Raw genomic sequence first — 24,269 nt, 5'->3', positions numbered from 1 at the left:
ATGTGGATAAGAATCTTATATGGATAGCACTCATCAGTATTTACTTACTACTTCTTATTAATGGGCTCATTTTTTGGGTAACCATTCTTATAAAAAGAAAGGAAGTACAGCGGGAAAAGGCTTATAAAAAAATGTATGACTCATTAGAACCAGACGTAATAAATTATTTGAAACTACAGGATTTGGAGCATAATGACCTTCTATATGACGGCAGTGAATTAAAAACCGATGTGATAATAAATTTAATTAATACAAATGCCCAGTCCACTTTGATCACTGCTCGTCAAGCATTTGAGGATTTAGGGTATGTTGATGGGGTAATTGAAAAAGCGGAGAAAAAGCTAACACTGAACAAAATTAAACAATTGGGAGTAATGGGTTCACCGAAAGCTTTTCCAATACTTAGAAAAGGAACGGTAAAGGATGATTTTGAAGTTGTCTACCAAAGCTGCTATGCCCTTTCCTTACTTCCGATGGGGGAGCAAGAGGCCGAAGAGTATATAACAGTGTTGCAACATACCAATATTTTACGTGATCGAATGATTGAGATGATAAAAAACCTTTCATTAAGTATAGAAGTTTACTGGAGATTATTATTATCACAAAAGACTGAGCTGGGAAAAGTTGTATTGCTCAGGGCATTGGAGGATCGATTTCATAAAGCAGATCCCAAAATAATGGATGCCGTGGCAGATTTCTTGAAAGATCCTCAAAGTTCAAAAGAGATTCGAATTGCGTCAGTAGTAGCATTGGCAGCTACGCAAAATGAGAATTATGAGCAAATACTACTGAATCATTATCGACGTGAGGAGGCTTGGGAAGTACGAGCCGCTGTTGCAAAGGTACTTAATAAATACACGGAGCATATTTCAAGAGATAAAATCAATATTTTAAAAGAGATGATGTACGATAGTAACTGGTGGGTACGGTTTAATGCAGCGGAAGTATTGGCCCGTAAAGGACTAGCTGGCATTGATGCCCTAGTGGATATTTCACTAAACTCTGAAGATAAAGAGGCCTCGGACTTAGCTTTTTACATACTAGATGCCAATTCTGCTGTCAATGAAAGTTTGGGGATATTCGAGGAGGGAAATAATGACTAATATTCTACAACAAGTAATCTACATCTATACATACTTCCTATTTGGCTACTTTGTAGTGGTAAACACCATGTATGTTAGTTTGATTGCACTTTCCTGGAGTAGGTTGAATGAGTTTATAAAAATTGTCAGGGCAGATCAGACTGCATTTAGTGGTTACACAAAGCCTGTCTCATTGTTGGTACCAGCCTATAATGAGGTGACAACCATAGTAGACAATATTCAATCGTTGCTGGATTTGGATTATCCCCAGTTTGAAGTGGTGGTTATAAATGACGGATCAAAAGATGATACATTAAAAGAAGTAATTCGTCACTTTGGGCTACGAAAGATTAACTTTGAAGTAAATTCAAATATACCCTGTGAAGAAATTCGAGGAATCTATTCATCTTTTCAAAGACCAGAGCTAGTGGTCATAGATAAAGCTAATGGAGGAAAAGCAGATGCCTTAAATGCTGGAATCAATGTTTCGCGTTACCCCCTGTTTTGCGCTGTAGATGCTGACAGTATCATTGAAAAAGATGCTTTATTCCGTTTAGTAAAGTCTTTTTTGAAATATTCTGATACCATTGCAGTGGGTGGGATAGTTCGCATTGCCAATGGGTGTCATATCCATGAGGGATCAGTGAGAGCGGTAGGTATTCCAAAAAAATTAATCGAAAAGTTTCAAATCATAGAGTATTTCCGTGCATTTCTAACAAGCCGAGTTGGCTGGCAAAGAGTTAACGCATTGCTGATTATCTCCGGAGCCTTTGGTCTTTTTAGTAAAAATGCTGTGGTTGAAGTGGGAGGATATCGAAAAACCATAGGGGAAGACATGGAACTCACAGTGAGGATGCATGAACATTTTCGTAGATTAAAGAAAGCCTATCGAATTGATTTTGTTTCGGATGCTGTCTGCTGGACTCAGGCTCCGGATAACTTAAAAGATTTAAGGGGACAGCGTATTCGTTGGCATCGGGGACTGGCAGATGCTCTGCTAAAGAACATAAAAATGCTGTTTAATCCTAGATATGGAACTGTAGGAATGCTGGCCATGCCGTATTTTTTCTTTGTAGAACTATTAGGTCCAGTAATTGAACTCATTGGCTATGTGATTATGGCCATAGGGTTTTTCCATGGGTCTACATCTTTAGACATGATTTATATTTTTCTGATGGCGTATTTATTTGGAATCTTTTTTTCTTTTTCTGGCATTTTTATGGAAGAGCTGGCTTACCGAAGATACAATGGAATTGGGGATATAGTAGTCTTATTTGGGGTTAGCCTGATAGAACAGTTTATTTACAGGCAGCTAACAGTAGTCTGGCGTGTAAGCGCTTTTTTCAACTACAAAAAAAGTAGCAAGCGTTGGGGAACTATTGATAGAAAACACTTTAATAATAAAAATATATAAACAAAAAATATTAGAATGATAAATTAAAGTACTTAATGAAGAGAGGATGTCGTATAATGTTACTTCGTGAATTATTAGAAGAATTAGTGTTGGCAGAAGAACTGGGCAGTCAGACCTATGAAAAGATTGCTGAGGTTAACGAGGGTGATATAGCTAAAACTACACTGATTTTTGCAAAGGAAGAAAAAAAACATACCAAGGTAATTCAATATCTTTCAGAGGTAATTGAAGGATTGGAAAATCCAGTGCCAGAGGAGGTAGTGTTGCTGCTAAAGAAGAACAGTGGGAAAGGGGAAGACCCTACTTTTGAATTAGAAGGAGCCTCCCGAAAACAACTATTTCAATATGCTTTACAAATCGAAAAAAATAGTATCGAGCTTTATGAAGAAATAGCTCGTCACTATGAACCTGATACAGTTGAGATGAAGGAATTTATTAAACTAGCTAAGGGAGAACGTGCACATATGTATTACATTCTAAAGATACTTCATGACTTAAAGTGAATTATATAAATAGAAACTTGATGAGTTTTGGTATTATCGGGTATCCTGGTAATGAGATTAATGTTTCTTTCATTAGCTTTAAGTATATTTTCTAGGGAAAACAATGCGCTATCGGCAATGTAATAGAAGGTATCAGGGTTTATTTTTAGGTAGTTTTAAAAGGTCTTCTACATCATCTAACTGTTCTTTATTGTAAGTTTTATCGTCCATGTTTTCTGATAAGACTTTAGCATAAACTAAAACTCCATTAGCAGCTAACAAGTATCATCTGTGCCAGTACACTGTAAGGAATCTCAAGAGGACGCCCAAAGTCACTAGCCATATGATTATCGATAATTTGTGGCAAACCCATTTGTTCCAATAAACCGACTAAAAAAGTGGCTTTATCATCAGTATAAGTTTTTATATTTTTAAGATTAATAGACATTTAAGGACCTCCAATGCGTTTATACTACTAGTATTCGACATTAAATTGTAAACTCATTTTTTGCCAATTTTTATTATGATTTAAGCGGAATCTGAGTAATATTGTATTTTTAATAGACTTTTTATTTATTGGGTTGATCATGAGTACTTTTGGTTTTATGCCAGAGCTTGGACATAAGATGGCTGCATATACAGAATTAGTTATATCTATGCTTGGTTTCTATGGTTCAGCTGCAATAATGCTAAATGCTCAATTTAGAAGAGTTTTCTTGCCTGTTGGAAAGCCTTTAGGCATATTTTACAAAAATAGAGATACATATACAAAGGCCGTTGCATAGTTAAACTAAATGAGGGGTTATAAGATACAGGGGTAGATATTCTGAGAAATATCTACCCCTATCTAATTATTGGGATTGTATGAGGACATTCTAAAGGCAATTTAGTTGAGTTTGCAAATATTTACAAGATATGGTATACTTTAAAAGTTAGTTGAGTTAATTAAACAAAAGTTATTGAAAGTAGGATAGTTTTATTACTTTTTGAATAGATATAAACTGCCTAAATGAACTTTTATTGTTGAAGATATAAGGATATCGATGCCTTCCTTATTAATAGAAAGATTTCCATTATAATATATTTTTTTATTTAAGCAAGGAAAAATAAAATTATTAATTATATAAAATGTGAATTTATGAATAACGGGTTATTGCTAACATATAATATTATGTTAGCTTTTTTTGTAGGCATAATCATTCTAAAAACTTAACACTGAAATATTTTATGAGGAGGTGTCTTTATGACACAAAATATATTATTAACACTTATTGGGCTTTTTTTAATAACAGTAATCACAAATATTTTCGCAACATTAAAGAGTATACTACTTGCTAAGAAGATTATGAACCCAGTGTACTTCTTAGTGTTCGCAGATGCAATGATATTTGCAGCAGTTTTTAGCAAAGTTGCTAATTCAGATGGGATAAATTTTGCTATAGCCTATGCTTTAGGAAAAACTTTAGGAGTATTTATAGGAAACAAAATTGAGGAACAGCTTGGACTGGGCATATTAGAGGTAGATTTATTTTTAAGTAATAAAACAAAAATGATAGAAGTAGCAGAAAAACTTAGAGATGAAGGTTACACAGTAAATAATTATTTAGCAAGAGGAAATAATGGAGATAGAAGATATAAAATAGAGGTTGTTATAAGAAGAAAAGAGTTTAAAATACTAGAAGGTATTATGGATGAGTGCGGTGTTACTAACCCAACTTTAAAGATTAAAAATATAAATAAAGTAGAGGGTAAAATGACTATTACGAGAGCGAAAGTAGTTTAATGATATTATTAATATCATTCATAGAAAACTAAAAAATATGTTTACTGATGTATAAGAATAATCAAATCATGCAAAAGTGGATGATGGCTTATATGTAAAAATAAATAATTAATGGCACTGAAATAGGAATACGCAATTTTTGCATATTCCTATCTTAATTAATTTTATAACTTCATTCGAAATCGGTATGAGTAGTCTAAATTAATTAGTTATAGAAAAGAAAAAGTTACTATATAGATTTTTTAAAAAATAACTATATATTTAAGTTAGGTAATTCAAGTTATATTGTATGATTGTAAATATATAGTGTAATAATATTATTATATTTTCAAAAAAATATAAATAATATTAAGGAGAGAGTTAGTATGCAGAGAACCGAAACTATGGATGGTAATCAGGCTGCTGCTTACGCATCTTATGCACTGACTGAGGTCGCGGCAATATATCCGATAACACCATCAACATCAATGGCAGAAGGGGTTGACGAGTGGTCAGCTCATGGAATGAAAAATATCTTTGATCAACCGGTAAAGGTTGTACAGATGCAATCAGAAGCAGGGGCTGTGTCATCAATGAGAGGAGCTCTTCAATCTGGTGCTTTGGCTGCAACATACACATCAGCTCAGGGACTACTTATGATGATCCCAAGTCTTTATAAAATGGCTGGAGAACTTTTACCAGGCGTTCTACATGTTGCTGCAAGATCTGTAGCAACTCATGCATTATCTATTTATGGAGACCATCAAGATGTTATGGCATGCCGCCAAACAGGTGTTGCGTTACTTGCATCTTCAAACGTTCAAGAAGTAATGGATCTAGGAGTGATATCCCATCTATCCGCTATTAGTTCCAGAGTTCCATTTATACACTTTTTCGATGGGTTTAGGACTTCTCATGAATATCAAAAGATAGGTGTTTTAGATTATGATACGATTAAAAGTTTGGTTGATTATAAGGCTATAGAAGAATTTAGAAATAGGGCTTTAAGTCCTGAACATCCTGTGGCTAGAGGGACAACACAAAATCCAGATATATATTTCCAACAAAGAGAAGGAACTAATCCATTCTACAATGCTATACCAGGTATTGTACAGGACTACATGGATAAAGTAGGTAAAGCTACTGGAAGAAATTACAAATTGTTTGAATACTACGGGGCAGAGGATGCCGAACATGTTATTATTGCAATGGGATCAGCTAGTGATACTATATATGAAACTGTAGACTATTTAAATAGCAAGGGAGGAAAGGTGGGAACTATAAGAGTAAGATTATATAGACCGTTTTCTGAAACCCATTTCCTTAACGCTATTCCTAAAACTGTTAAGAGAATAGCTGTATTAGATAGAACTAAAGAATCTGGATCCTTAGCGGAACCGTTATATTTAGACGTACTTAAAGCTTTTAAAGACTATACAGGAAATGCTCCTTTAATTATCGGAGGAAGATACGGTCTTTCATCTAAAGACACAAGGCCTTCACAAATACTATCTGTATTTAATAATCTTAAAGCGGATAAACCTAAAGACGGATTCACTATTGGTATCGTAGATGATGTAACTCATACATCTTTACCTGAAGAAGGTATAATAGATACTACACCTGAGGGCACTATTAGCTGTAGAATTTGGGGTCTTGGTTCTGACGGAACTATTGGAGCTAACAAGACTGCAATTAAGATTTTAGGAGACAATACAGACAAAGAAGTACAAGCATATTTTTCTTACGATAGTAAGAAATCCGGTGGGACAACTATTTCCCATTTAAGATTTGGTCCTAAACCTCTTAGATCACCTTATCTTGTATATAACGCAGACTATGTAGCTTGTCACAATAGTTCATTCATTTATCAATATGATATATTAAAAGGATTAAAAAAGAATGGTACCTTTGTACTTACGTGTACTTGGAGCAAAGATGAACTAGAAGAAAAGCTACCTACTACAATAAAAAAATATATAGCGCAAAACGATATTCAATTTTATACAATCAATGCTATGGCAATTGCTTCAGAGCTTGGCTTAGGAAATAGAATTAATATGATAATGCAAGCAACCTTCTTTAAATTAGCTAATATTATCCCAGTAGAGGATGCATTGAATTATCTTAAAGAATCTATTGAGAAGATGTATGGTAAAAAAGGTCAAACTATTGTTGATATGAATGCAAAAGCTATCGACAAATCAATAGAAAACCTTGTGAAAATTGAAGTGCCTTCTTCTTGGAAGGATGCTAAAGAAGAAAACTTACCGGTAAAAGATGAACCAGATTATGTTAAGAATATTCAAAGGCCAATGGCAAGACATGAGGGTGATGAATTACCTGTTAGTACATTTATAGGTATGGAGGATGGTACTTTCCCACTAGGAACTACTTCCTACGAAAAACGTGGTATAGCTCCAATGATACCAGAATGGCAGATTGATAAATGTATACAATGTGGCAGATGTTCATATATTTGTCCTCATGCAACCATTAGACCTTTCCTATTGAATGAAGAGGAATATGCTAAAAAACCTGATACATTCAAAACTAAGAAGGCTGTTGGAAAAGAAATAGAACATTTACATTACCGTATACAAGTTGCTCCATTAGATTGTACAGGATGTGCTAACTGTGCAGATATATGTCCAGCAAAAGGTAAAGCCTTAATAATGAAACCTAATGAGCAAGAAATTGAAAAAGAGTCCGAAAACTGGGAATTTGCAACAACAGTTACGGATAAGGGTCACTTAGTAGATATTAGCACTGTTAAAGGTAGTCAATTTGTAAGACCCCTATTAGAATTCAATGGAGCTTGTCCTGGTTGCGGAGAAACACCATATATTAAGCTACTTACTCAATTATTCGGAGATAGAATGATGATATCTAATGCAACAGGCTGTTCTTCGATTTGGGGAGCATATGCACCATCCGTAGCTTATACTACTAACGAAGAAGGTAAGGGTCCTGCATGGATTAACCCATTATTTGAAGATGCGGCAGAATTTGGATATGGTATGTACCTTGGTGCAACTCAAATAAGAGAAAAGCTACGTCAATTGATGGAGGAAGCATTAAGTGGTTCAATAGAATCAACTGTAAAAGAAGCATTTAAAGAGTGGATAGACAATATGTACGATGGAGAAGGATCAAAACGTGCTACTAAGAAAATACTTAAGGCATTAGAAAACTACGATTACAAAGGCAATAGTAGTATAGAGGAAATCGTTAGTAAGAAAGACTATCTAATAAAATCATCTTTCTGGGCAATTGGAGGAGATGGATGGTCATATGATATTGACTTTGGTGGAGTAGATCACGTCCTCGCTATGGGAGAAGACGTAAATATATTTGTAATGGATACTGAAATCTATTCAAATACCGGTGGACAAAGCTCTAAATCAACTCCAGTAGCCTCTGTAGCAAAACTAGCTGCAGGTGGAAGAAGAGTTAGAAAGAAAGATTTAGGCCTTATTGCAATGACATATGGTCATGTTTATGTAGCTCAAATCGCTATGGGAGCTGATATGAATCAGACAATTAAAGCTATTAGAGAGGCTGAAAGTTACAAAGGCCCATCTTTAATAATTGCATATTCACCTTGTGTAAGTCATGGTATTAAGACAGGTATGGGAACTAGTATTATGGAATCACAAAGGGCAGTAGAGGCTGGATATTGGCATCTATATAGATTCAATCCTGAACTAAGAGACGAAGGAAAAAATCCATTTGTTCTTGATTCTAAAGAACCTAGTGGCAGTTTTAAAGATTTCATTAACGGAGAGATAAGATACTCACAACTTAAAAACGTATTCCCAGAAATTGCAGATAAAATGTACGATACTGCTGAACAACATGCAATTGAAAGATATAGAAGATATAAGAACTTAGCAGAAAATGGATTGTTTTAGTTAATAATAGGGAGGGCATTAGCTCTCCCTTAATTATTTTTTTATTCTATAGGAAATTATAAAATTAAAAATCTGTGGATAACATATGGTATGATTGAGATATGAATAGAAAAAAGATAACAGTTAAAGAGATATTGGTAGATAGATATGAGGACTTTAAAAACACATACTGGTCTAGAGTTCCTAAGGTTATGAGAGAACATATAGATGATCTAGTAAATAAGGCTATAAATTGTAGCGATGTTAAAAATGGATATGCCGAATATATATGTGAGGATTGTTTTAGTGTAACGAAAGTACCATTTACATGTAAAAGCAAGTTTTGCAATAAATGCGGAAGAGTATATACACTAAAATGGGCTGAAAAGCAGCAACAGAACATGTTAAGGGTAGGGCATAGACATAGTGTATTTACAATGCCTAAGGAACTGAGAAACTTCTTTTATGCAAGGAGAGAATTATTAAAAGAATTGCAGGATGCAGTATACAACGTAATTTCATATTGGTATAAAAATAATAGGAAATGTGATTATGAAGTAGGTATAATAGCTGTAGTGCACACCTTTGGAAGAGATTTGAAATGGAACCCACATATACATGCATTAGTAACAGAGGGAGCAATAGATAGAAATAATAATTGGTGGAAGAGTGTTGAATATATACCATATCCATTTTTGAAGAAAGCATGGCAGAAGGTGCTACTAGAAATAATTAAGAAATATTTTAATAGTTATGAAACCAGGCAAAATAATAAGTGAGATGTATAAAAGATATCCAAATGGGTTTTATGTTAATGCAAAGAGAAAACTGAATGATACAAGACAAGCAGTAAAGTACATAGGAAGATATCTTGCTAGAGCAAATATAGCAGAATATAGAATAGAGGAATATGATGGAGAAAAGGTTACGTTTTGGTATGAAGATCATAACGATGGAAAAAAAGTAAAGATAACTATGGATGTGTTAGAATTTATAGGAAAAATAACACAACATATAGTACCTAAAGGATTCAAGACAGTAAGAAGATATGGACTGTATTCAAGGAGAAGAAATAAGATATCCAAGGATATAGTGCATCTATATAATTTTATGAAGGAAAAGTCTATAGAAAAATTGCTTAGGGATAAGAGAAAAAGTTTTGAAAAGAAAAAGACCTGGAAAGAGAGGATTATAGAGAATTTCGGAAGAAATCCACTTTTATGTGTAAAATGTACCACTGAAAAAATTTTATGGAGAATATGGCATAAAGACTATGGGGTGATATATGATATAAGAGAATCTAGGGATATGGAGGAAATATTATATGAGCCCATTAGTAGAGCGCCATTACAAAGAAAAGTTGTACAAATATCATTGTTTGAAGTGTAAGTATTTGGAGTGGGCTCCCGCAGATATTGTGGATGAGTTTGCAGATTTGGATACCTACTGTGACGAAGAGTACGACGAAGAACAAAATAAAAATAGAAAAGGTATGCCGATTATGGTATGCCCTAATTGTAATGAGGATTTTTATTATTTTGGTGAACAAAAAGAAGAAAAACACTCATACCTAGAAGAAGATGATGAGTGTATTCCTTTTTAAACACAGTCCCCGTCAGGGGATTTTTTTATTCTATAGGAAATTATAAAATTAAAAATCTGTGGATAACATATGGTATGATTGAGATATGAATAGAAAAAAGATAACAGTTAAAGAGATATTGGTAGATAGATATGAGGACTTTAAAAGCACATACTGGTCTAGAGTTCCTAAGGTTATGAGAGAACATATAGATGATCTAGTAAATAAGGCTATAAATTGTAGCGATGTTAAAAATGGATATGCCGAATATATATGTGAGGATTGCTTTAGTGTAACGAAAGTACCATTTACATGTAAAAGCAAGTTTTGCAATAAATGTGGAAGAGTATATACACTTAAATGGGCTGAAAAGCAGCAACAGAACATGTTAAGGGTAGGGCATAGACATAGTGTATTTACAATGCCTAAGGAACTGAGAAACTTCTTTTATGCAAGGAGAGAATTATTAAAAGAATTGCAGGATGCAGTATACAACGTAATTTCATATTGGTATAAAAATAATAGGAAATGTGATTATGAAGTAGGTATAACCTGACTTCAGAACATAAATTAATAACAAATAATGAGTAAACGTCTAAATTTTAACATTGCTCATTATTTTTTTTATTCATTAACGCTCACGACTTGGCGTGGTGTAAAATATGATGTATAATGTAGTTAGAAGGTTTTTATGGAGGAATAGCATGTATATTAGTAAATCTAAAAGACCAAATGGTAAATATTTTATATCAATTGCTAAGGGGATTAGAGATCCTAAGACTAAGAAATCAAAAAAAATTCAGATTAAAGGTTTTGGTACTCATGATTTAGATTCTAAATCAGGTAAGAAAGCCCTTGCTCAAGCTGAAGCAGAGCTAAAAGAAATGATTAGACTAGATGAAGCTTCTCGAGGGTTTGAAAACTTTGAAGATTTTATTGTATCCTTGTCAAAAGATAAGCTTTCTCTTAATCATAAAAACTTAGGTTATCTTCCATATCTAAAAATCTTTAACCAATTGAAATTGCGGAACTTTTTTTCTAAGATGGTGAGAGATACTAAACTAGATTATTCCTTTAGTGACTTGATGTTCTATCAGGTACTTGGTAGATTATTTAATCCTTCGAGTAAGCTTGAAGTGGCTTCTAGAAAAGAAGATTTCCTATATGATTTTAGTTTTGTGAATAGCGATAACATTTATTCTTCCCTGGATGTTTTTTCTGGCTTTAATAAACATAAATCTAAAGAATTAACAGATGGAGTTCAAATCAAAAAACATGGAAGACCTTTTAGATACCGTTGATTCAGAGGCTAAAAAATATTAGAATATAACATTAAAAACACTTCTGATGAATTGGAACAAAATATAGCTACCTATGATAAAAATTTTGAAATGAATGAAAATAAACTTTTCAAACATTTAAATGATCATATAGAAAAGATTATTCCAGATAGAAATATGTCATTAGCATTTTATGACTGTACAACCTATTACTTTGAGTCTTTTGATGAAGACGGATTTAGAGAAAGAGGTATGAGTAAGGATAATAAAAGAAATGAAACACAAGTTGTTATGGGCTTACTAATAGACACCAATGGGATACCTATTTCTTATAGGCTTTTTAAAGGCAACAAACATGAATTACATACCATGGAAGAAGTCATTGACGATATATTAAATAATTACACCATAAAAGAAATCATAATAGTGGCTGATAGGGGCTTAAATTTAAGGGCTAACTTAGAGATGATTCGAGGTAAAGGGCTTAGTTACATTGTAGGTTCTAAGGGCAGTGCAGTGCCTAAAGATCTAAAAGAGAAGAAATATAATTCATCTTGGAACATAACTTCTAATGCAGAAGCTAAATATAAAAGCGGATATATAACCAGTAAGAGAAAGGTGAGTCAGAATGATGAAACCTATGACGAATTAATCATAAAAAAATATTCAGATATCTACAAAGAACGTGAGATGTATAAACAAGATAAAATGATTGAAAGAGCTAAAAAAAATATAAAGGATTTTACAATTAATGCAACAACCAAATCTAAAAGCAAGTATTATAAAGCAGTTGAAAACCCTAAAGAAAAAATAAATATTGAAATTGATGAGGAAATAATTAAACAAGAGCAAGAAAATTTCGGATATTTTTACATTGTTACAAATAAAGTGGATATGAACCCAGCAGATATAATGGTAGCTTATAAATCTCTATATAAAATTGAAGAATCCTTTAGAATATTAAAAACAAATTTAAAAACAAGACCAGTATATCACTTTAAAGAACGAAGAATTAGGTCGCATTTTTTAATTTGTTATTTAGCCTTAGTAATGCAAAGAATATTAGAGTATAAGTTAGCAGTGAATAAAGTTGAATTATCTACCTATGAAATAATCAATGGACTAGAAGGATTTATAATAGATGAAATTGATTACAAAGTAGACAAATTATATATAATGTCAGACAAATTACTTAATAGTAAAATAAACAAAGACATATTTAAGATTGAAAAGAATGTTCTGCTAAGTAATGAAATCCCCAATATAATTAAAAAGATGTAGTGAACGTAAAACAACAATAAAAAGTGCTGAAACTTCTATAGACAGACGATTACAGCACTTTTTCTTATGAATGATGTTCCAAAGTCAGGAATTATTAAAAGAATTGCAGGATGCAGTATACAACGTAATTTCATATTGGTATAAAAATAATAGGAAATGTGATTATGAAGTAGGTATAATAGCTGTAGTGCACACCTTTGGAAGAGATTTGAAATGGAACCCACATATACATGCATTAGTAACAGAGGGAGCAATATATAGAAATAATAATTGGTGGAAGAGTGTTGAATATATACCATATCCATTTTTGAAGAAAGCATGGCAGAAGGTGCTACTAGAAATAATTAAGAAATATTTTAATAGTTATGAAACCAGGCAGCTAATAAGTGAGATGTATAAAAGATATCCAAATGGGTTTTATGTTAATGCAAAGAGAAAACTGAATGATACAAGACAAGCAGTAAAGTACATAGGAAGATATCTTGCTAGAGCAGGTATAGCAGAATATAGAATAGAGGAATATGATGGAGAAAAGGTTACGTTTTGGTATGAAGATCATAACGATGGAAAAAAAGTAAAGATAACTATGGATGTGTTAGAATTTATAGGAAAAATAACACAACATATAGTACCTAAAGGATTCAAGACAGTAAGAAGATATGGACTGTATTCAAGGAGAAGAAATAAGATATCCAAGGTATAGTTCATCTATATAATTTTATGAAGGAAAAGTCTATAGAAAAATTGCTTAGGGATAAGAGAAAAAGTTTTGAAAAGAAAAAGACCTGGAAAGAGAGGATTATAGAGAATTTTGGAAGAAATCCACTTTTATGTGTAAAATGTACCACTGAAAAAATTTTATGGAGAATATGGCATAAAGACTATGGGGTGATATATGATATAAGAGAATCTAGGGATATGGAGGAAATATTATATGAGCCCATTAGTAGAGCGCCATTACAAAGAAAAGTTGTACAAATATCAATGTTTGAAGTGTAAGTATTTGGAGTGGGCTCCCGCAGATATTGTGGATGAGTTTGCAGATTTGGATACCTACTGTGACGAAGAGTACGACGAAGAACAAAATAAAAATAGAAAAGGTATGTCGATTATGGTATGCCCTAATTGTAATGAGGATTTTTATTATTTTGGTGAACAAAAAGAAGAAAAACACTCATACCTAGAAGAAGATGATGAGTGTATTCCTTTTTAAACACGGTCCCCGTCAGGGGATTTTTTTATTCTATAGGAAATTATAAAATTAAAAATCTGTGGATAACATATGGTATGATTGAGATATGAATAGAAAAAAGATAACAGTTAAAGAGATATTGGTAGATAGATATGAGGACTTTAAAAACACATACTGGTCTAGAGTTCCTAAGGTTATGAGAGAACATATAGATGATCTAGTAAATAAGGCTATAAATTGTAGCGATGTTAAAAATGGATATGCCGAATATATATGTGAGGATTGTTTTAGTGTAACGAAAGTACCATTTACATGTAAAAGCAAGTTTTGCAATAAATGCGGAAGAGTATATACACTAAAATGGGCTGAAAAGCAAAGAACAGAACATGTTAAGGGTAGGGCATAGACATAGTGTATTTACAATGCCTAAGGAACTGAGAAACTTCTTTTATGCAAGGAGAGAATTATTAAAAGAATTGCAGGATGCAGTATACAACGTAATTTCATATTGGTATAAAAATAATAGGAAATGTGATTATGAAGTAGGTATAATAGCTGTAGTGCACACCTTTGGAAGAGATTTGAAATGGAACCCACATATACATGCATTAGTAACAGAGGGAGCAATAGATAGAAATAATAATTGGTGGAAGAGTGTTGAATATATACCATATCCATTTTTGAAGAAAGCATGGCAGAAGGTGCTACTAGAAATAATTAAGAAATATTTTAATAGTTATGAAACCAGGCAGCTAATAAGTGAGATGTATAAAAGATATCCAAATGGGTTTTATGTTAATGCAAAGAGAAAACTGAATGATACAAGACAAGCAGTAAAGTACATAGGAAGATATCTTGCTAGAGCAAATATAGCAGAATATAGAATAGAGGAATATGATGGAGAAAAGGTTACGTTTTGGTATGAAGATCATAACGATGGAAAAAAAGTAAAGATAACTATGGATGTGTTAGAATTTATAGGAAAAATAACACAACATATAGTACCTAAAGGATTCAAGACAGTAAGAAGATATGGACTGTATTCAAGGAGAAGAAATAAGATATCCAAGGATATAGTGCATCTATATAATTTTATGAAGGAAAAGTCTATAGAAAAATTGCTTAGGGATAAGAGAAAAAGTTTTGAAAAGAAAAAGACCTGGAAAGAGAGGATTATAGAGAATTTCGGAAGAAATCCACTTTTATGTGTAAAATGTACCACTGAAAAAATTTTATGGAGAATATGGCATAAAGACTATGGGGTGATATATGATATAAGAGAATCTAGGGATATGGAGGAAATATTATATGAGCCCATTAGTAGAGCGCCATTACAAAGAAAAGTTGTACAAATATCATTGTTTGAAGTGTAAGTATTTGGAGTGGGCTCCCGCAGATATTGTGGATGAGTTTGCAGATTTGGATACCTACTGTGACGAAGAGTACGACGAAGAACAAAATAAAAATAGAAAAGGTATGCCGATTATGGTATGCCCTAATTGTAATGAGGATTTTTATTATTTTGGTGAACAAAAAGAAGAAAAACACTCATACCTAGAAGAAGATGATGAGTGTATTCCTTTTTAAACACAGTCCCCGTCAGGGGATTTTTTTATGATATTAGATCATAAATAATATGTAGAAAAGTTAAAAATATAGATCATAAAGTAAGAAAACAGGATAAGGTATCCTGTTTTCTTACTTAAAGATTATTTTTGATTAGTGTCAACATATTCTTTCGCATTTCTAACTTGAATTTCATCAGGGATATTTACTTGGGATACGGCTTTCATTTCACTTGTATTTGCCCATGCCGCAGTATCATGATTTTCAATAGGCATCGCTTGATGTTTTTCTTTATAATTATTATTTGCCATAGCTTTATTCCTCCACTTTATTATTTAATGCTCTTAGTTATTTTTTGTTTTATTACCCTAGTTTTATTCCTGGCAATAATTATTTTATTTTTAGATAAGAGGCATCAAGTTTAAAGAGAATGATGTAGAATAGGTGTGGAACATTTTCTCTATAGCTAATTAAAATTTTACTACTCATTGTAAATATATTACTATTTGATTGAGTTTAACGAAATAAGTTTCAAAATATTTTAATTGATAGAAACTTGATGTGTTAAAGAATATGTACACATTATTTAAAGATGCAGGAGAAATGTAAAAAGCATTTGGAATGAGCAAATTAAGATTTATTGTATATGTGTGTAGCGTTTATTTTTAGGTTATTTTTAGTTACATTACCTAAGGATTTCTTTAGAATGTGTAAGGAAGATAAAGTTTTAGATATTTTGTTTCAAATATTACAAATATTGTATATTAGTATTTGTTGTTATATAATAATCTAAAAATCAGTTGAAGGAAGTGTTGGTGTGAAAACTGAAAAAACCATTGAACAGAAAATGAAGGAAGCTGAAGAAAAAAGTAAGAATTATTTTAGAGAAGGCCTTAATTGTGCTGAATGTGTTATGCGTAGTTTTATGGATATGCATGACATTAATTTACCAGATGAGATAATTGCGCTTTCTACTGGATTCGGTGGTGGTTTGGGTCATACAAAAAATACTTGTGGTGCTATTACAGGTGCTGTTCTTGCACTCGGTACAATAAAAGGTAGGAGCAATCCCTTTGCACTAGAAACTCCATCTGAACGTGTTAAAGAATTAAAGGGTGTATATGAAGATTTCGGAAAAATGGTTATTGAGATAGAGAATGAATATGGTACTCTTATATGTAGCGAGTTGTCCGATCCCTATGGGGATTTTGAAGGGAAGATACGGAAGAAAAACTGCCAGCAGATTATAGGATACTGTGCAGCCATGTGTACAAAGTATGCTGTTGAGTAATTTTACTGCAGTTATTGCATTTCATTATATTATATATAAGCGTGAATTTAACTAATTATAATATACTTATTAAAATATCTATCAGTATCCTTATGCTATGTCCAAATACCATTAGAAGTAAGGTTTTTTTCTAGGTTAAGTTGCAGTGTAGAGTAAGATTAAGAAAAAGGGATAATCTTTTCCAACGATTAATCAAATCGTTTTGATACAGTCCCTTTTATATTATTCCAGAGCTCTTTTAGCAAACTCAGTATTTACTATATCACTATGAGGTACTCTTTGATTTAATTCACCAGCCTTCGGCCGTTAGGATTGGATTTGGTGCATATGCTTAAATTTCTTTATAAACTACATTAGCTAAAATTTCTAAATCAGCATCTGGAAGTGAGGAGCTAATGATTTAGCAACTTTTTTTGCACTGCGCTCTTCTATCCAAAGTATTGCTTTATAGATCATTTGTAAAGTTTTGAAATATTTCAGTAGAATATACTCTATAAGGAATATATCCACATTCTGCTCCAACTGAAGCTACCACATAACCTTTTCCTTATTTTTCAAGAACTGATGCAGTGGTGAGAATGGGGTAGTGTATTCGTCTGCTTTGTACCACTCAATGTAAGGTCGTATAAAGGCAAGTGTATCCTAGGACCTTTGTAAAAGTCTAAATATAATTAATGTACTATCTAAGCATTAACTTAAACTATATTACTTATGCAGATCTAACTATTCTTCCTTTTCCAAAAGGAATACATAAAGGGGTACCAAATAAAGGATCAGTTGTTATCTCACACTCCATATTAAATACCTGTCGAACAACATCACTTTTAATAATTTCTTCTGGTTTGCCTTGTGCATATATCCTACCATCTTTAATGGCGACAAGATTATGAGAATACCTACAGGCCAGATTTAAGTCATGTAGAACCATAATAATTGTCCGTTGCTCTTTTTCATTAAGTTCAAATAATAAGTCTAATATTTCAATTTGGTGGGTCATATCTAAATATGTAGTAGGCTCATCTAATAGAATTATCTCGGTATTTTGTGCTAGGGTCATGGCAATCCAAGCTCGTTGGCGTTGTCCTCCTGACAGTTCATCGATAGATCTGTGCCTTAGATTTGATAGTTTAGTAACAGAAAGTGCATTTTCGACTTTTTCTTCATCTTCTTTTGTCCATTGCTTTAGCCATGATTGATGAGGATAGCGACCTTGCTTCACCAATTGATAAACGGTTAAACCTTCAGGAGCCGTAGGTGATTGAGGCAAAATGGCTAACTTTTTTGCTATATCTTTAGAAGCTAAAGTGGCAACTTCCTTTCCGTTAAGCATTACAGCCCCAGTCTTTGGCTTCAATAAACGGGCAATTGAACGTAAAAGTGTTGACTTTCCGCATCCATTTCCACCAATAAAAACTGTAATTTCTCCTTTGGGAATCTTTAAGTTTAAATCTTTTATAATCAAAGTATCATTGTATCCTAGTGATAAAGATTTTGTGGCAATTGAATTACTCATCGAAAGTTCCTCCAATAAAATTTATTAAAACTATAAAAATATCTTGCAATTATATTAATGTAAACCTATAATGATTTAAGATAATGATAATTAATTTCATTATACAATTAATATTAAAGAGGAGCAATGTTTTATGAAAAAATTAATCGCTATTTTATGTATTTTTATGCTAGCACTTGGACTAGTAGCTTGCTCACAACCGACAGATACAGCCAATGGAACTAAAGGCGGCTCAGAGGTTGCTGAAGCAATCACTATAGCTGGTGTGTTAGGAGATGTAGAGTTAGAAGGACCTGCTCAAAGAGTTGTTGCTTTAGAATGGACTTATGCTGAGAATTTGTTAGCTGTAGGTGTACAACCTATAGGTGTTACAGATATTCAAAACTATAATAATTGGGTTCAAATTGAAGAAAAGTTTGATGATAATGTTGTTGATGTAGGAACTCGCCAAGAACCTAGTTTAGAAAAAATTGCAGAACTTCAACCGGATTTAATAATTGCAATTAAATTCCGTCATGAAGCAATTAAATCTCAACTTGAATCAATTGCACCAACAGTTTTCTTTGACCCGTATCCAACTGATGAAAACTTCAATCAGTATGATGAGATGGAATCAACCTTCAGAGAAATTGCAAAGGCAGTAGGAAAGAGTAGCGAAGCAGAACAAGTACTTGCAGAATTAGAGGATACATATGTAGAAGCAAAGGCAGCTATTGATAGTGCTAGTTTGACAACGAAGGATGTTATATTAACTCAGGCCTTTAGCGCAAATCAAGCACCTCAAATTCGTTTATTTACGCCAAATGCTCTTGCATCTGTTATTCTTGAAAAAATTGGATTAAATAATGTGCATACTTCTGAGGTATTAGAAATATATGGATTCAGTACAGTGAACGTAGAGGCATTAACAATATATGAAGAGGCAAATTATCTATATGTGGTTCAGGACAACGACAACATATATGAAAATCAATTAAAGGATAATAAGGTTTGGAATGGATTAGAATTCGTTAAGGAAAATCGTACTTTCCCATTGGGTGGAGATGCTTGGCTATTTGGTGGACCGCTATCAGCTAAAGTAGTAGTTGATCGAATTGTTAACATCCTGGTAACTAATTAAACATGGATACTTTACGTAAGAAGTCCCTTATATCTTTTTCAGGGGGCTTCTTATTACTAATCATAGTTAGTTTGGTCCACCTAACTCAAGGTCAAGCAGGATACTCTGTGCAGCAGCTTTTTACTGAAGTATGGATTGAAGGAAGAGTACAGGATATAGTACTTGGTATGCGTTTGCCGCGACTAGCTATAGGTATAATAGCTGGTGGTGCATTAGCAGTAGCAGGTGGTATTCTTCAAACCTTAACCCATAACCCGCTTGCCTCTGCCAGTACCCTTGGAATAAATGCCGGTGCATTTTTTGCAGTTGTTGTGTCTATGGTTTTTTTTCCAACTGCACTTGGTCAATACTCTTTTATTGTAGCGGTAATAGGGGCAGTTTTCGCAACCTTACTTGTTTTAAGTCTTGCAGGTAGAGAGCTGAATCCTGTACGAGTTGCTTTAACAGGAATGATTATTTCACTACTATTTTCATCTATAACTGGGGCGTTACAATTATTGTACGAAAATGAAACCAGTGGTTTGTTTTTATGGGGCTCTGGTACTCTAGTACAACTTAATTGGTCAGGAGTTAAGTTTGCATTCCCATTGGTTTTCATAGCTCTAGTAACATCAATCATGTCAGGAAAGGCATTAGATACCTTCTCTTTAGGAGAAGAGTTAGCAACCTCATTAGGGCAATCTGTTGTTAAAGTTAAGTTGATTGCATGGACCCTTTCAATCATTTTATCGGCCATCACTGTAAGTGTTGTAGGGGCTATAGGATTCATTGGATTAATGGCACCACATATTGTTAGACTAATAGGAATTAAAGGCCATAGGAAATTATTAAGCCATTCGTTTCTATGGGGGAGTGTTTTGTTGATTTCTGCGGATGTAATAGCACGCTTTATTCAACCGACTCAGGAGATTCCCGTAGGAGCGATGACAGCTTTAATTGGTGGACCGTGGTTGATGTATCTAGCATATCGCACAGCAAAAACACAAAAGCGAGGGGATAGAAGTTTAGGGGGGACTAAAAAGCCTATTTCTCTTAGGTGGCTTGTCCCTGTTATCATATCTTTAATTATAGGTGCTATGTATATATCATTTTCATATAACGGAACAACCTGGACACCTGTATCTCAATGGACATCAATGATTATTTGGAATTTCCGTATACCTCGAGTTCTCATTACTTTTATCATTGGAGCAATGTTAGCAATAAGTGGTGTTTTATTGCAAGGAGTATTACGAAATCCTTTAGCAGATTCAAGTATTTTAGGAATTACTTCAATGTCAGGAGCCGGAGCGATGATTTTTCTAGTAATTTTACCATCGATACCAGTAACCTGGATGCCTATAGGTGCTATGTTAGGGGCTATAATAGCTATGCTTATTATTTTTCTTACTTCATGGAAAACTGGATTTCAACCAATTTTACTGGCATTAATTGGGATTTCAGTTTCAGCTTTTGGGTCTGCAATCATTCAGATATTAGTGGTGAAATCCAGGTTGGTTGTAGCTGCCGCTCTTGTATGGTTATCTGGAAGTACTTATGCCAAAGGGTGGAATGACTTGTATCTTGCATCAATTTTATTTATACTTCTAGTACCAGTAGCTATTTACTTTACTCGCCACCTTAATACATTAGCCTTTGGAGATGAAATTGCTACTAGTCATGGTTTGAATGTATCACATACTCGTGCTTGGTCATTAATTATTGGAGTAGTATTGAGTGCATCTGCTGTCTCTATTGTAGGTACTATTGGTTTTATTGGACTACTGGCACCTCACATTGCCAGGAGATTAGTCGGTTACTTCCACTTTCCATTAATGATAGTAAGTATGATGTTAGGAGGATTGTTACTTAGCTTAGCTGACTTTATTGGTAGAGTGATAATAGCACCGAAGGAAATTCCATCAGGTTTGGTAGTGGCTTTAATAGGAGCACCTTATTTACTTTATTTGTTGAGAAAAATAAAGTAATATTAAAGAAATAAAAAAGTATGAAGAGTAGAGTTTACCCCTATATCTTCTTTAAAATAGAAATAGGTCAATGATATTATACCTTCAAAGTAGATAAAGTAATTTAATTAAAATTATTGATCTATTAGGAAGGTATTTTTTCATGTTAAGAAAGTCGAAGGTCAGTAAAGAGGTGAAGATACAAACTTGTGAAGATTACCATATTGAAAAGAAAGGTATCGAAAGGCTCGATCAAGAAGTTGGTTGAAATGCAGATGTACTAGGATGACAGTGTGTGGTATAAAATTACAATTATCCAAAAGAAAAAAGTGTGTAAGGAATTTAGAATAATGGACAAAACGTTCCCATGGTCATGACTCAAAAATGTTATAATTAAATAAAAAAGCTTAAAAAAAGAAAAGAAGGTTTAATAATGGTGTATAAAAATAAGATACTCAATTTCATACTAAACAGTACCTTTGAAACAATTCTGGATCAAATCGATGAAATTCATCCCGTTGACTTTTTAGAAGCTCTTGCAGAATTTGAAGAAGACCCTCTACTCATACTTACGAAATTACCTGATGAATATGTGGGGCTTTTACTTGACTATGCTGAAGACGATGAAAAATTTAAACTGCTTTCACTTTTTTCTGAAAAAAGAAAAGGTCAAATCATTTCAGAGATGTCATCTGATGAACTTGTAGATTTACTTGGCAGTCTTGATGAAGACGATAAAATCAATATTATCAACAATATGAACGTTGATGATGTTCAAGAGGTGAAAGAGCTCCTCTCCTACGATCCTGAATCAGCAGGAGGGATAATGGCTACTGAGTTTATTGCCATTAAGGAATCACTTACTGTTAGTCAAACCATAGAGTATTTACGAACTATGGCACCCGGTTCAGAAACACCATATTACATCTATGTGGTTGATGCGTTTGATGTATTAAAGGGAGTTGTTCCATTAAGAGAGATTATAATTTCTAATCCCAATACACTAGTGAAAGAAATTATGATAGAAAAGATAATAAGTGCACCCGTTGACATGGATCAAGAAGAGGTCAGTAACATTTTTGAAAAATACGGCTTTATGGCAGTGCCTGTAATTGATCATAAAGGCGTGATATTAGGTATTGTAACCGTTGACGATGTGATGGAAATCATGAAAGAAGAATACACAGAAGATATGTTCAGACTTGCTGGTCTTGATGAAGAGGAAAAAATCTCTGGATCTGTTTCAAGCGCTATTAAATCCCGGTTACCATGGTTACTTGTCAACCTTGTCACAGCTATACTTGCAGCTGCAACCGTAAGGCTATTTGAAAATACCATTGCGCAAATAGTTGCTCTAGCGACATTTATGCCTATTGTGGCTGGGATGGGAGGAAATGCTGGGACACAGACACTTACATTGATTATCAGAGGTATTGCGTTAGGAGAATTAAGCTATGAGAACCAAAAGGAAATATTATATAAAGAAATTTTTATTGGCTTAATCAATGGATTCTGCCTTGGTCTGGTGGTTGCTTGTCTAGGGTATTTTTGGGTGGGAAGCATTGCTTTTGGATTTGTCATTGGTTTAGCGATGTTTTTAAATCTGATTGTTGCTACTGTGTCCGGTTACTATGTTCCTGTTATATTAAAAAAAATAGGCATTGACCCAGCATTAGCATCAGCTGTATTTGTTACAACGGTCACAGATGTTTTAGGCTTTTTCTTTTTCTTAGGGCTTGCTACCATTATGATTACTTTTTTAATTTAATCAAGCTAAATTTGGGCACCTGTTAATACTGCTTATCAGTCTTAATGGGTGCCTTTATATTAAATACATCGTCTCTGGATATCTATCTCTTTTATCCAAGCGCCATTAGACCAATATATTTCTGCTACATTAACTAATGCTTCTAAAGCAGCATATGGGAAATGAGGAGCTAGGGGCTGAGCAAACTCTTCAGTACTATGCTCTTCTACCCTAAACATACTTTATATATAGCGTTTGTGAAGCTTCGAATGATTTCTGGGTTTTGGATACTTTGTGGATAATTGCTAACAAATTTTCTACTACTATTGATCACTTAGTAAAGCTTAATAATCCTAGCAATTCAAACGTCATACATGTAGGTTAAGTATTAAATGTACCTGCAAAAACAACGAATTTTGCTCCACCTGTGTCTTCAAACACTGAACATATCGTTAAAGCTGGTTAGACCCTATGGATGATATCGACTTAATATAAAGTTGAAATGACGAAAGTTATTAATGCGAATAACTTTAGTAACCCAAATGTATTGCATGTAGGGTAAAAGTTGATTATTCATGGAAAACCTCAAGAGAATACAAAGATTATGCATACGGTTACTGTAGTTGAGAGTCTATGGTTGATATCACAAAAATATAATGTTTAAGTGGATCATATTATTAAGACAAATAATACAAATAATCCAAATATGCTGTATGTAGGTCAGGAACTGATTTTTAAGCAACGAGGTATAATATGCTAGGAAAAGTATATAGGCAATTAATTAAGAATTTTCACGTTAAGATATTAAATCTAGCTACTTATAAGAACCAAGCATATGTAATGTAGAATAATTTATGATTAAGTTTAAAACAGGAATAGGGATATGGTTACACATATCCCTATTCCTGTTTTTGATTTATCTTATTCAATAGCTTTTTTAGCAAACTCAGTATTTACTATAGTACTATGTGGTACTCTCTTATCTAATTCACGAGCTTCTGTCATAATATCTTGAAGTCTATTTAATCCTTCTACAGTTAGAACTGGGTTAGGTTCCCATGCTCCAAATGATCTATATCTTTCTACCACGTTAGTTAAAATTCCTAGATCAGCATCTT

The 24,269-nt window shown here is 33.3% G+C and carries 20 protein-coding genes and 4 pseudogenes; 19 read left to right on the top strand and 5 right to left on the bottom strand.

Going from position 1 to position 24,269, the window contains the following annotated elements; translation table 11 throughout:
• Positions 1-2: 2 nt before the first annotated feature.
• From HZR23_RS01025 to HZR23_RS01015, 3 genes are read left to right on the top strand one after another with little or no spacing between them, the layout of a single operon-like run.
• On the top strand, positions 3-1,103 hold the full coding sequence (locus tag HZR23_RS01025) for a HEAT repeat domain-containing protein (RefSeq protein WP_132847745.1): 1,101 nt from the start codon (positions 3-5) through the stop codon (positions 1,101-1,103).
• A complete protein-coding gene (locus HZR23_RS01020) occupies positions 1,096-2,496 on the top strand; it encodes a glycosyltransferase family 2 protein (RefSeq protein ID WP_132847744.1) in 1,401 nt (466 codons plus the stop codon). Before HZR23_RS01025 ends, HZR23_RS01020 begins: the two co-directional genes overlap by 8 nt.
• 56 nt (positions 2,497-2,552) lie before the next feature.
• Complete coding sequence (locus HZR23_RS01015; RefSeq protein WP_132847743.1) at positions 2,553-2,999, top strand: ferritin family protein; 447 nt, start codon at positions 2,553-2,555, stop codon at positions 2,997-2,999.
• A 247-nt stretch (positions 3,000-3,246) separates the two neighbouring features.
• On the opposite strand, the gene HZR23_RS01010 is transcribed toward HZR23_RS01015, so the two are convergent.
• Positions 3,247-3,426, bottom strand: coding sequence for a hypothetical protein (locus HZR23_RS01010; protein WP_132847742.1), 180 nt, complete (start codon positions 3,424-3,426; stop codon positions 3,247-3,249).
• Positions 3,427-3,565: 139 nt separating this feature from the next.
• On the opposite strand from HZR23_RS01010, the gene HZR23_RS01005 reads away from it, so the two are divergent.
• The 12 genes and pseudogenes from HZR23_RS01005 to HZR23_RS00940 all read left to right on the top strand — a co-directional run bounded on the left by HZR23_RS01005 (position 3,566) and on the right by HZR23_RS00940 (position 15,555).
• The gene (locus HZR23_RS01005) at positions 3,566-3,763 is read left to right on the top strand and encodes a hypothetical protein (RefSeq protein WP_132847741.1); all 198 of its coding nucleotides are present in this window, start codon (positions 3,566-3,568) and stop codon (positions 3,761-3,763) included.
• A 458-nt stretch (positions 3,764-4,221) separates the two neighbouring features.
• Positions 4,222-4,761 carry a DUF5698 domain-containing protein gene (locus HZR23_RS01000; protein WP_132847740.1) on the top strand — a complete coding sequence of 180 codons (540 nt, stop codon included), beginning with the start codon at positions 4,222-4,224 and terminating at the stop codon, positions 4,759-4,761.
• A gap of 365 nt (positions 4,762-5,126) precedes the next feature.
• On the top strand, positions 5,127-8,654 hold the full coding sequence (gene nifJ / locus HZR23_RS00995; protein ID WP_132847739.1) for a pyruvate:ferredoxin (flavodoxin) oxidoreductase: 3,528 nt from the start codon (positions 5,127-5,129) through the stop codon (positions 8,652-8,654).
• 101 nt (positions 8,655-8,755) lie between these two features.
• A pseudogene (locus HZR23_RS18165) lies at positions 8,756-10,022 on the top strand (IS91 family transposase).
• 4 nt (positions 10,023-10,026) lie between these two features.
• Entirely contained in the window at positions 10,027-10,236 is a 210-nt protein-coding gene (locus tag HZR23_RS00980; protein ID WP_213050207.1) for a hypothetical protein, read from the top strand.
• 85 nt (positions 10,237-10,321) lie between these two features.
• A pseudogene (locus tag HZR23_RS00975) lies at positions 10,322-10,765 on the top strand (transposase zinc-binding domain-containing protein); the annotation flags it as partial.
• 154 nt (positions 10,766-10,919) lie between these two features.
• Positions 10,920-11,516 carry a hypothetical protein gene (locus HZR23_RS16735; RefSeq protein ID WP_249536721.1) on the top strand — a complete coding sequence of 199 codons (597 nt, stop codon included), beginning with the start codon at positions 10,920-10,922 and terminating at the stop codon, positions 11,514-11,516.
• A gap of 51 nt (positions 11,517-11,567) precedes the next feature.
• Positions 11,568-12,776: an IS1634 family transposase gene (locus HZR23_RS00970; RefSeq protein WP_249536720.1), complete on the top strand. Its 1,209-nt coding sequence runs from the start codon at positions 11,568-11,570 to the stop codon at positions 12,774-12,776.
• Positions 12,777-12,852: 76 nt separating this feature from the next.
• Positions 12,853-13,775 (top strand): annotated as a pseudogene (locus tag HZR23_RS00965) (IS91 family transposase); the annotation flags it as partial.
• A 4-nt stretch (positions 13,776-13,779) separates the two neighbouring features.
• Positions 13,780-13,989 (top strand): hypothetical protein, encoded by a 210-nt coding sequence (locus HZR23_RS00955; protein ID WP_213050296.1) that lies wholly within the window; start codon positions 13,780-13,782, stop codon positions 13,987-13,989.
• Positions 13,990-14,074: 85 nt separating this feature from the next.
• Positions 14,075-15,341 (top strand): annotated as a pseudogene (locus HZR23_RS00945) (IS91 family transposase).
• Between the two features lie 4 nt (positions 15,342-15,345).
• Positions 15,346-15,555 (top strand): hypothetical protein, encoded by a 210-nt coding sequence (locus tag HZR23_RS00940; protein ID WP_213050207.1) that lies wholly within the window; start codon positions 15,346-15,348, stop codon positions 15,553-15,555.
• A 122-nt stretch (positions 15,556-15,677) separates the two neighbouring features.
• On the opposite strand, the gene HZR23_RS00935 is transcribed toward HZR23_RS00940, so the two are convergent.
• Positions 15,678-15,845 (bottom strand): CDIF630_02480 family spore surface protein, encoded by a 168-nt coding sequence (locus HZR23_RS00935; protein WP_132849513.1) that lies wholly within the window; start codon positions 15,843-15,845, stop codon positions 15,678-15,680.
• Positions 15,846-16,351: 506 nt separating this feature from the next.
• On the opposite strand from HZR23_RS00935, the gene HZR23_RS00930 reads away from it, so the two are divergent.
• Entirely contained in the window at positions 16,352-16,825 is a 474-nt protein-coding gene (locus HZR23_RS00930) for a C-GCAxxG-C-C family protein (RefSeq protein WP_243098278.1), read from the top strand.
• A gap of 709 nt (positions 16,826-17,534) precedes the next feature.
• Here the strand turns inward: HZR23_RS00930 and HZR23_RS00925 are convergent.
• Complete coding sequence (locus HZR23_RS00925) at positions 17,535-18,338, bottom strand: ABC transporter ATP-binding protein (protein ID WP_132849514.1); 804 nt, start codon at positions 18,336-18,338, stop codon at positions 17,535-17,537.
• 133 nt (positions 18,339-18,471) lie between these two features.
• Between HZR23_RS00925 and HZR23_RS00920 the strand changes: the two genes are divergently transcribed.
• The 3 genes from HZR23_RS00920 to mgtE all read left to right on the top strand — a co-directional run bounded on the left by HZR23_RS00920 (position 18,472) and on the right by mgtE (position 23,172).
• Positions 18,472-19,458 (top strand): ABC transporter substrate-binding protein, encoded by a 987-nt coding sequence (locus HZR23_RS00920; protein WP_132849515.1) that lies wholly within the window; start codon positions 18,472-18,474, stop codon positions 19,456-19,458.
• A 2-nt stretch (positions 19,459-19,460) separates the two neighbouring features.
• On the top strand, positions 19,461-21,425 hold the full coding sequence (locus HZR23_RS00915) for an iron ABC transporter permease (RefSeq protein ID WP_132849516.1): 1,965 nt from the start codon (positions 19,461-19,463) through the stop codon (positions 21,423-21,425).
• A 412-nt stretch (positions 21,426-21,837) separates the two neighbouring features.
• Complete coding sequence (gene mgtE, locus HZR23_RS00910) at positions 21,838-23,172, top strand: magnesium transporter (protein ID WP_132849517.1); 1,335 nt, start codon at positions 21,838-21,840, stop codon at positions 23,170-23,172.
• A 59-nt stretch (positions 23,173-23,231) separates the two neighbouring features.
• On the opposite strand, the gene HZR23_RS00905 is transcribed toward mgtE, so the two are convergent.
• Both HZR23_RS00905 and HZR23_RS00895 read right to left on the bottom strand, forming a co-directional pair.
• Complete coding sequence (locus HZR23_RS00905; RefSeq protein ID WP_165913765.1) at positions 23,232-23,390, bottom strand: hypothetical protein; 159 nt, start codon at positions 23,388-23,390, stop codon at positions 23,232-23,234.
• A 682-nt stretch (positions 23,391-24,072) separates the two neighbouring features.
• Positions 24,073-24,240, bottom strand: a complete 168-nt coding sequence (locus HZR23_RS00895; RefSeq protein WP_207667927.1) for a hypothetical protein — start codon at positions 24,238-24,240, stop codon at positions 24,073-24,075.
• Positions 24,241-24,269 lie beyond the last annotated feature (29 nt).

This window comes from Serpentinicella alkaliphila (assembly GCF_018141405.1).
In the GTDB taxonomy this organism is placed as follows: Bacteria; Bacillota; Clostridia; order Peptostreptococcales; family Natronincolaceae; genus Serpentinicella; species Serpentinicella alkaliphila.
This window is presented reverse-complemented; position numbering and strand designations above follow the sequence as displayed.

Bases quoted from the DNA above. Each gene is read 5' to 3' on its own strand.
- nifJ (WP_132847739.1), top strand. From the start codon at position 5,127: ATGCAGAGAACCGAAACTATGGATGGTAATCAGGCTGCTGCTTACGCA.
- mgtE (WP_132849517.1), top strand. From the start codon at position 21,838: ATGGTGTATAAAAATAAGATACTCAATTTCATACTAAACAGTACCTTT.
- HZR23_RS01015 (WP_132847743.1), top strand. From the start codon at position 2,553: ATGTTACTTCGTGAATTATTAGAAGAATTAGTGTTGGCAGAAGAACTG.
- HZR23_RS00905 (WP_165913765.1), bottom strand. From the start codon at position 23,390: ATGTTTAGGGTAGAAGAGCATAGTACTGAAGAGTTTGCTCAGCCCCTA.
- HZR23_RS01000 (WP_132847740.1), top strand. From the start codon at position 4,222: ATGACACAAAATATATTATTAACACTTATTGGGCTTTTTTTAATAACA.
- HZR23_RS16735 (WP_249536721.1), top strand. From the start codon at position 10,920: ATGTATATTAGTAAATCTAAAAGACCAAATGGTAAATATTTTATATCA.
- HZR23_RS01005 (WP_132847741.1), top strand. From the start codon at position 3,566: ATGAGTACTTTTGGTTTTATGCCAGAGCTTGGACATAAGATGGCTGCA.
- HZR23_RS00915 (WP_132849516.1), top strand. From the start codon at position 19,461: ATGGATACTTTACGTAAGAAGTCCCTTATATCTTTTTCAGGGGGCTTC.
- HZR23_RS01020 (WP_132847744.1), top strand. From the start codon at position 1,096: ATGACTAATATTCTACAACAAGTAATCTACATCTATACATACTTCCTA.
- HZR23_RS00935 (WP_132849513.1), bottom strand. From the start codon at position 15,845: ATGGCAAATAATAATTATAAAGAAAAACATCAAGCGATGCCTATTGAA.
- HZR23_RS01010 (WP_132847742.1), bottom strand. From the start codon at position 3,426: ATGTCTATTAATCTTAAAAATATAAAAACTTATACTGATGATAAAGCC.
- HZR23_RS00920 (WP_132849515.1), top strand. From the start codon at position 18,472: ATGAAAAAATTAATCGCTATTTTATGTATTTTTATGCTAGCACTTGGA.
- HZR23_RS00925 (WP_132849514.1), bottom strand. From the start codon at position 18,338: ATGAGTAATTCAATTGCCACAAAATCTTTATCACTAGGATACAATGAT.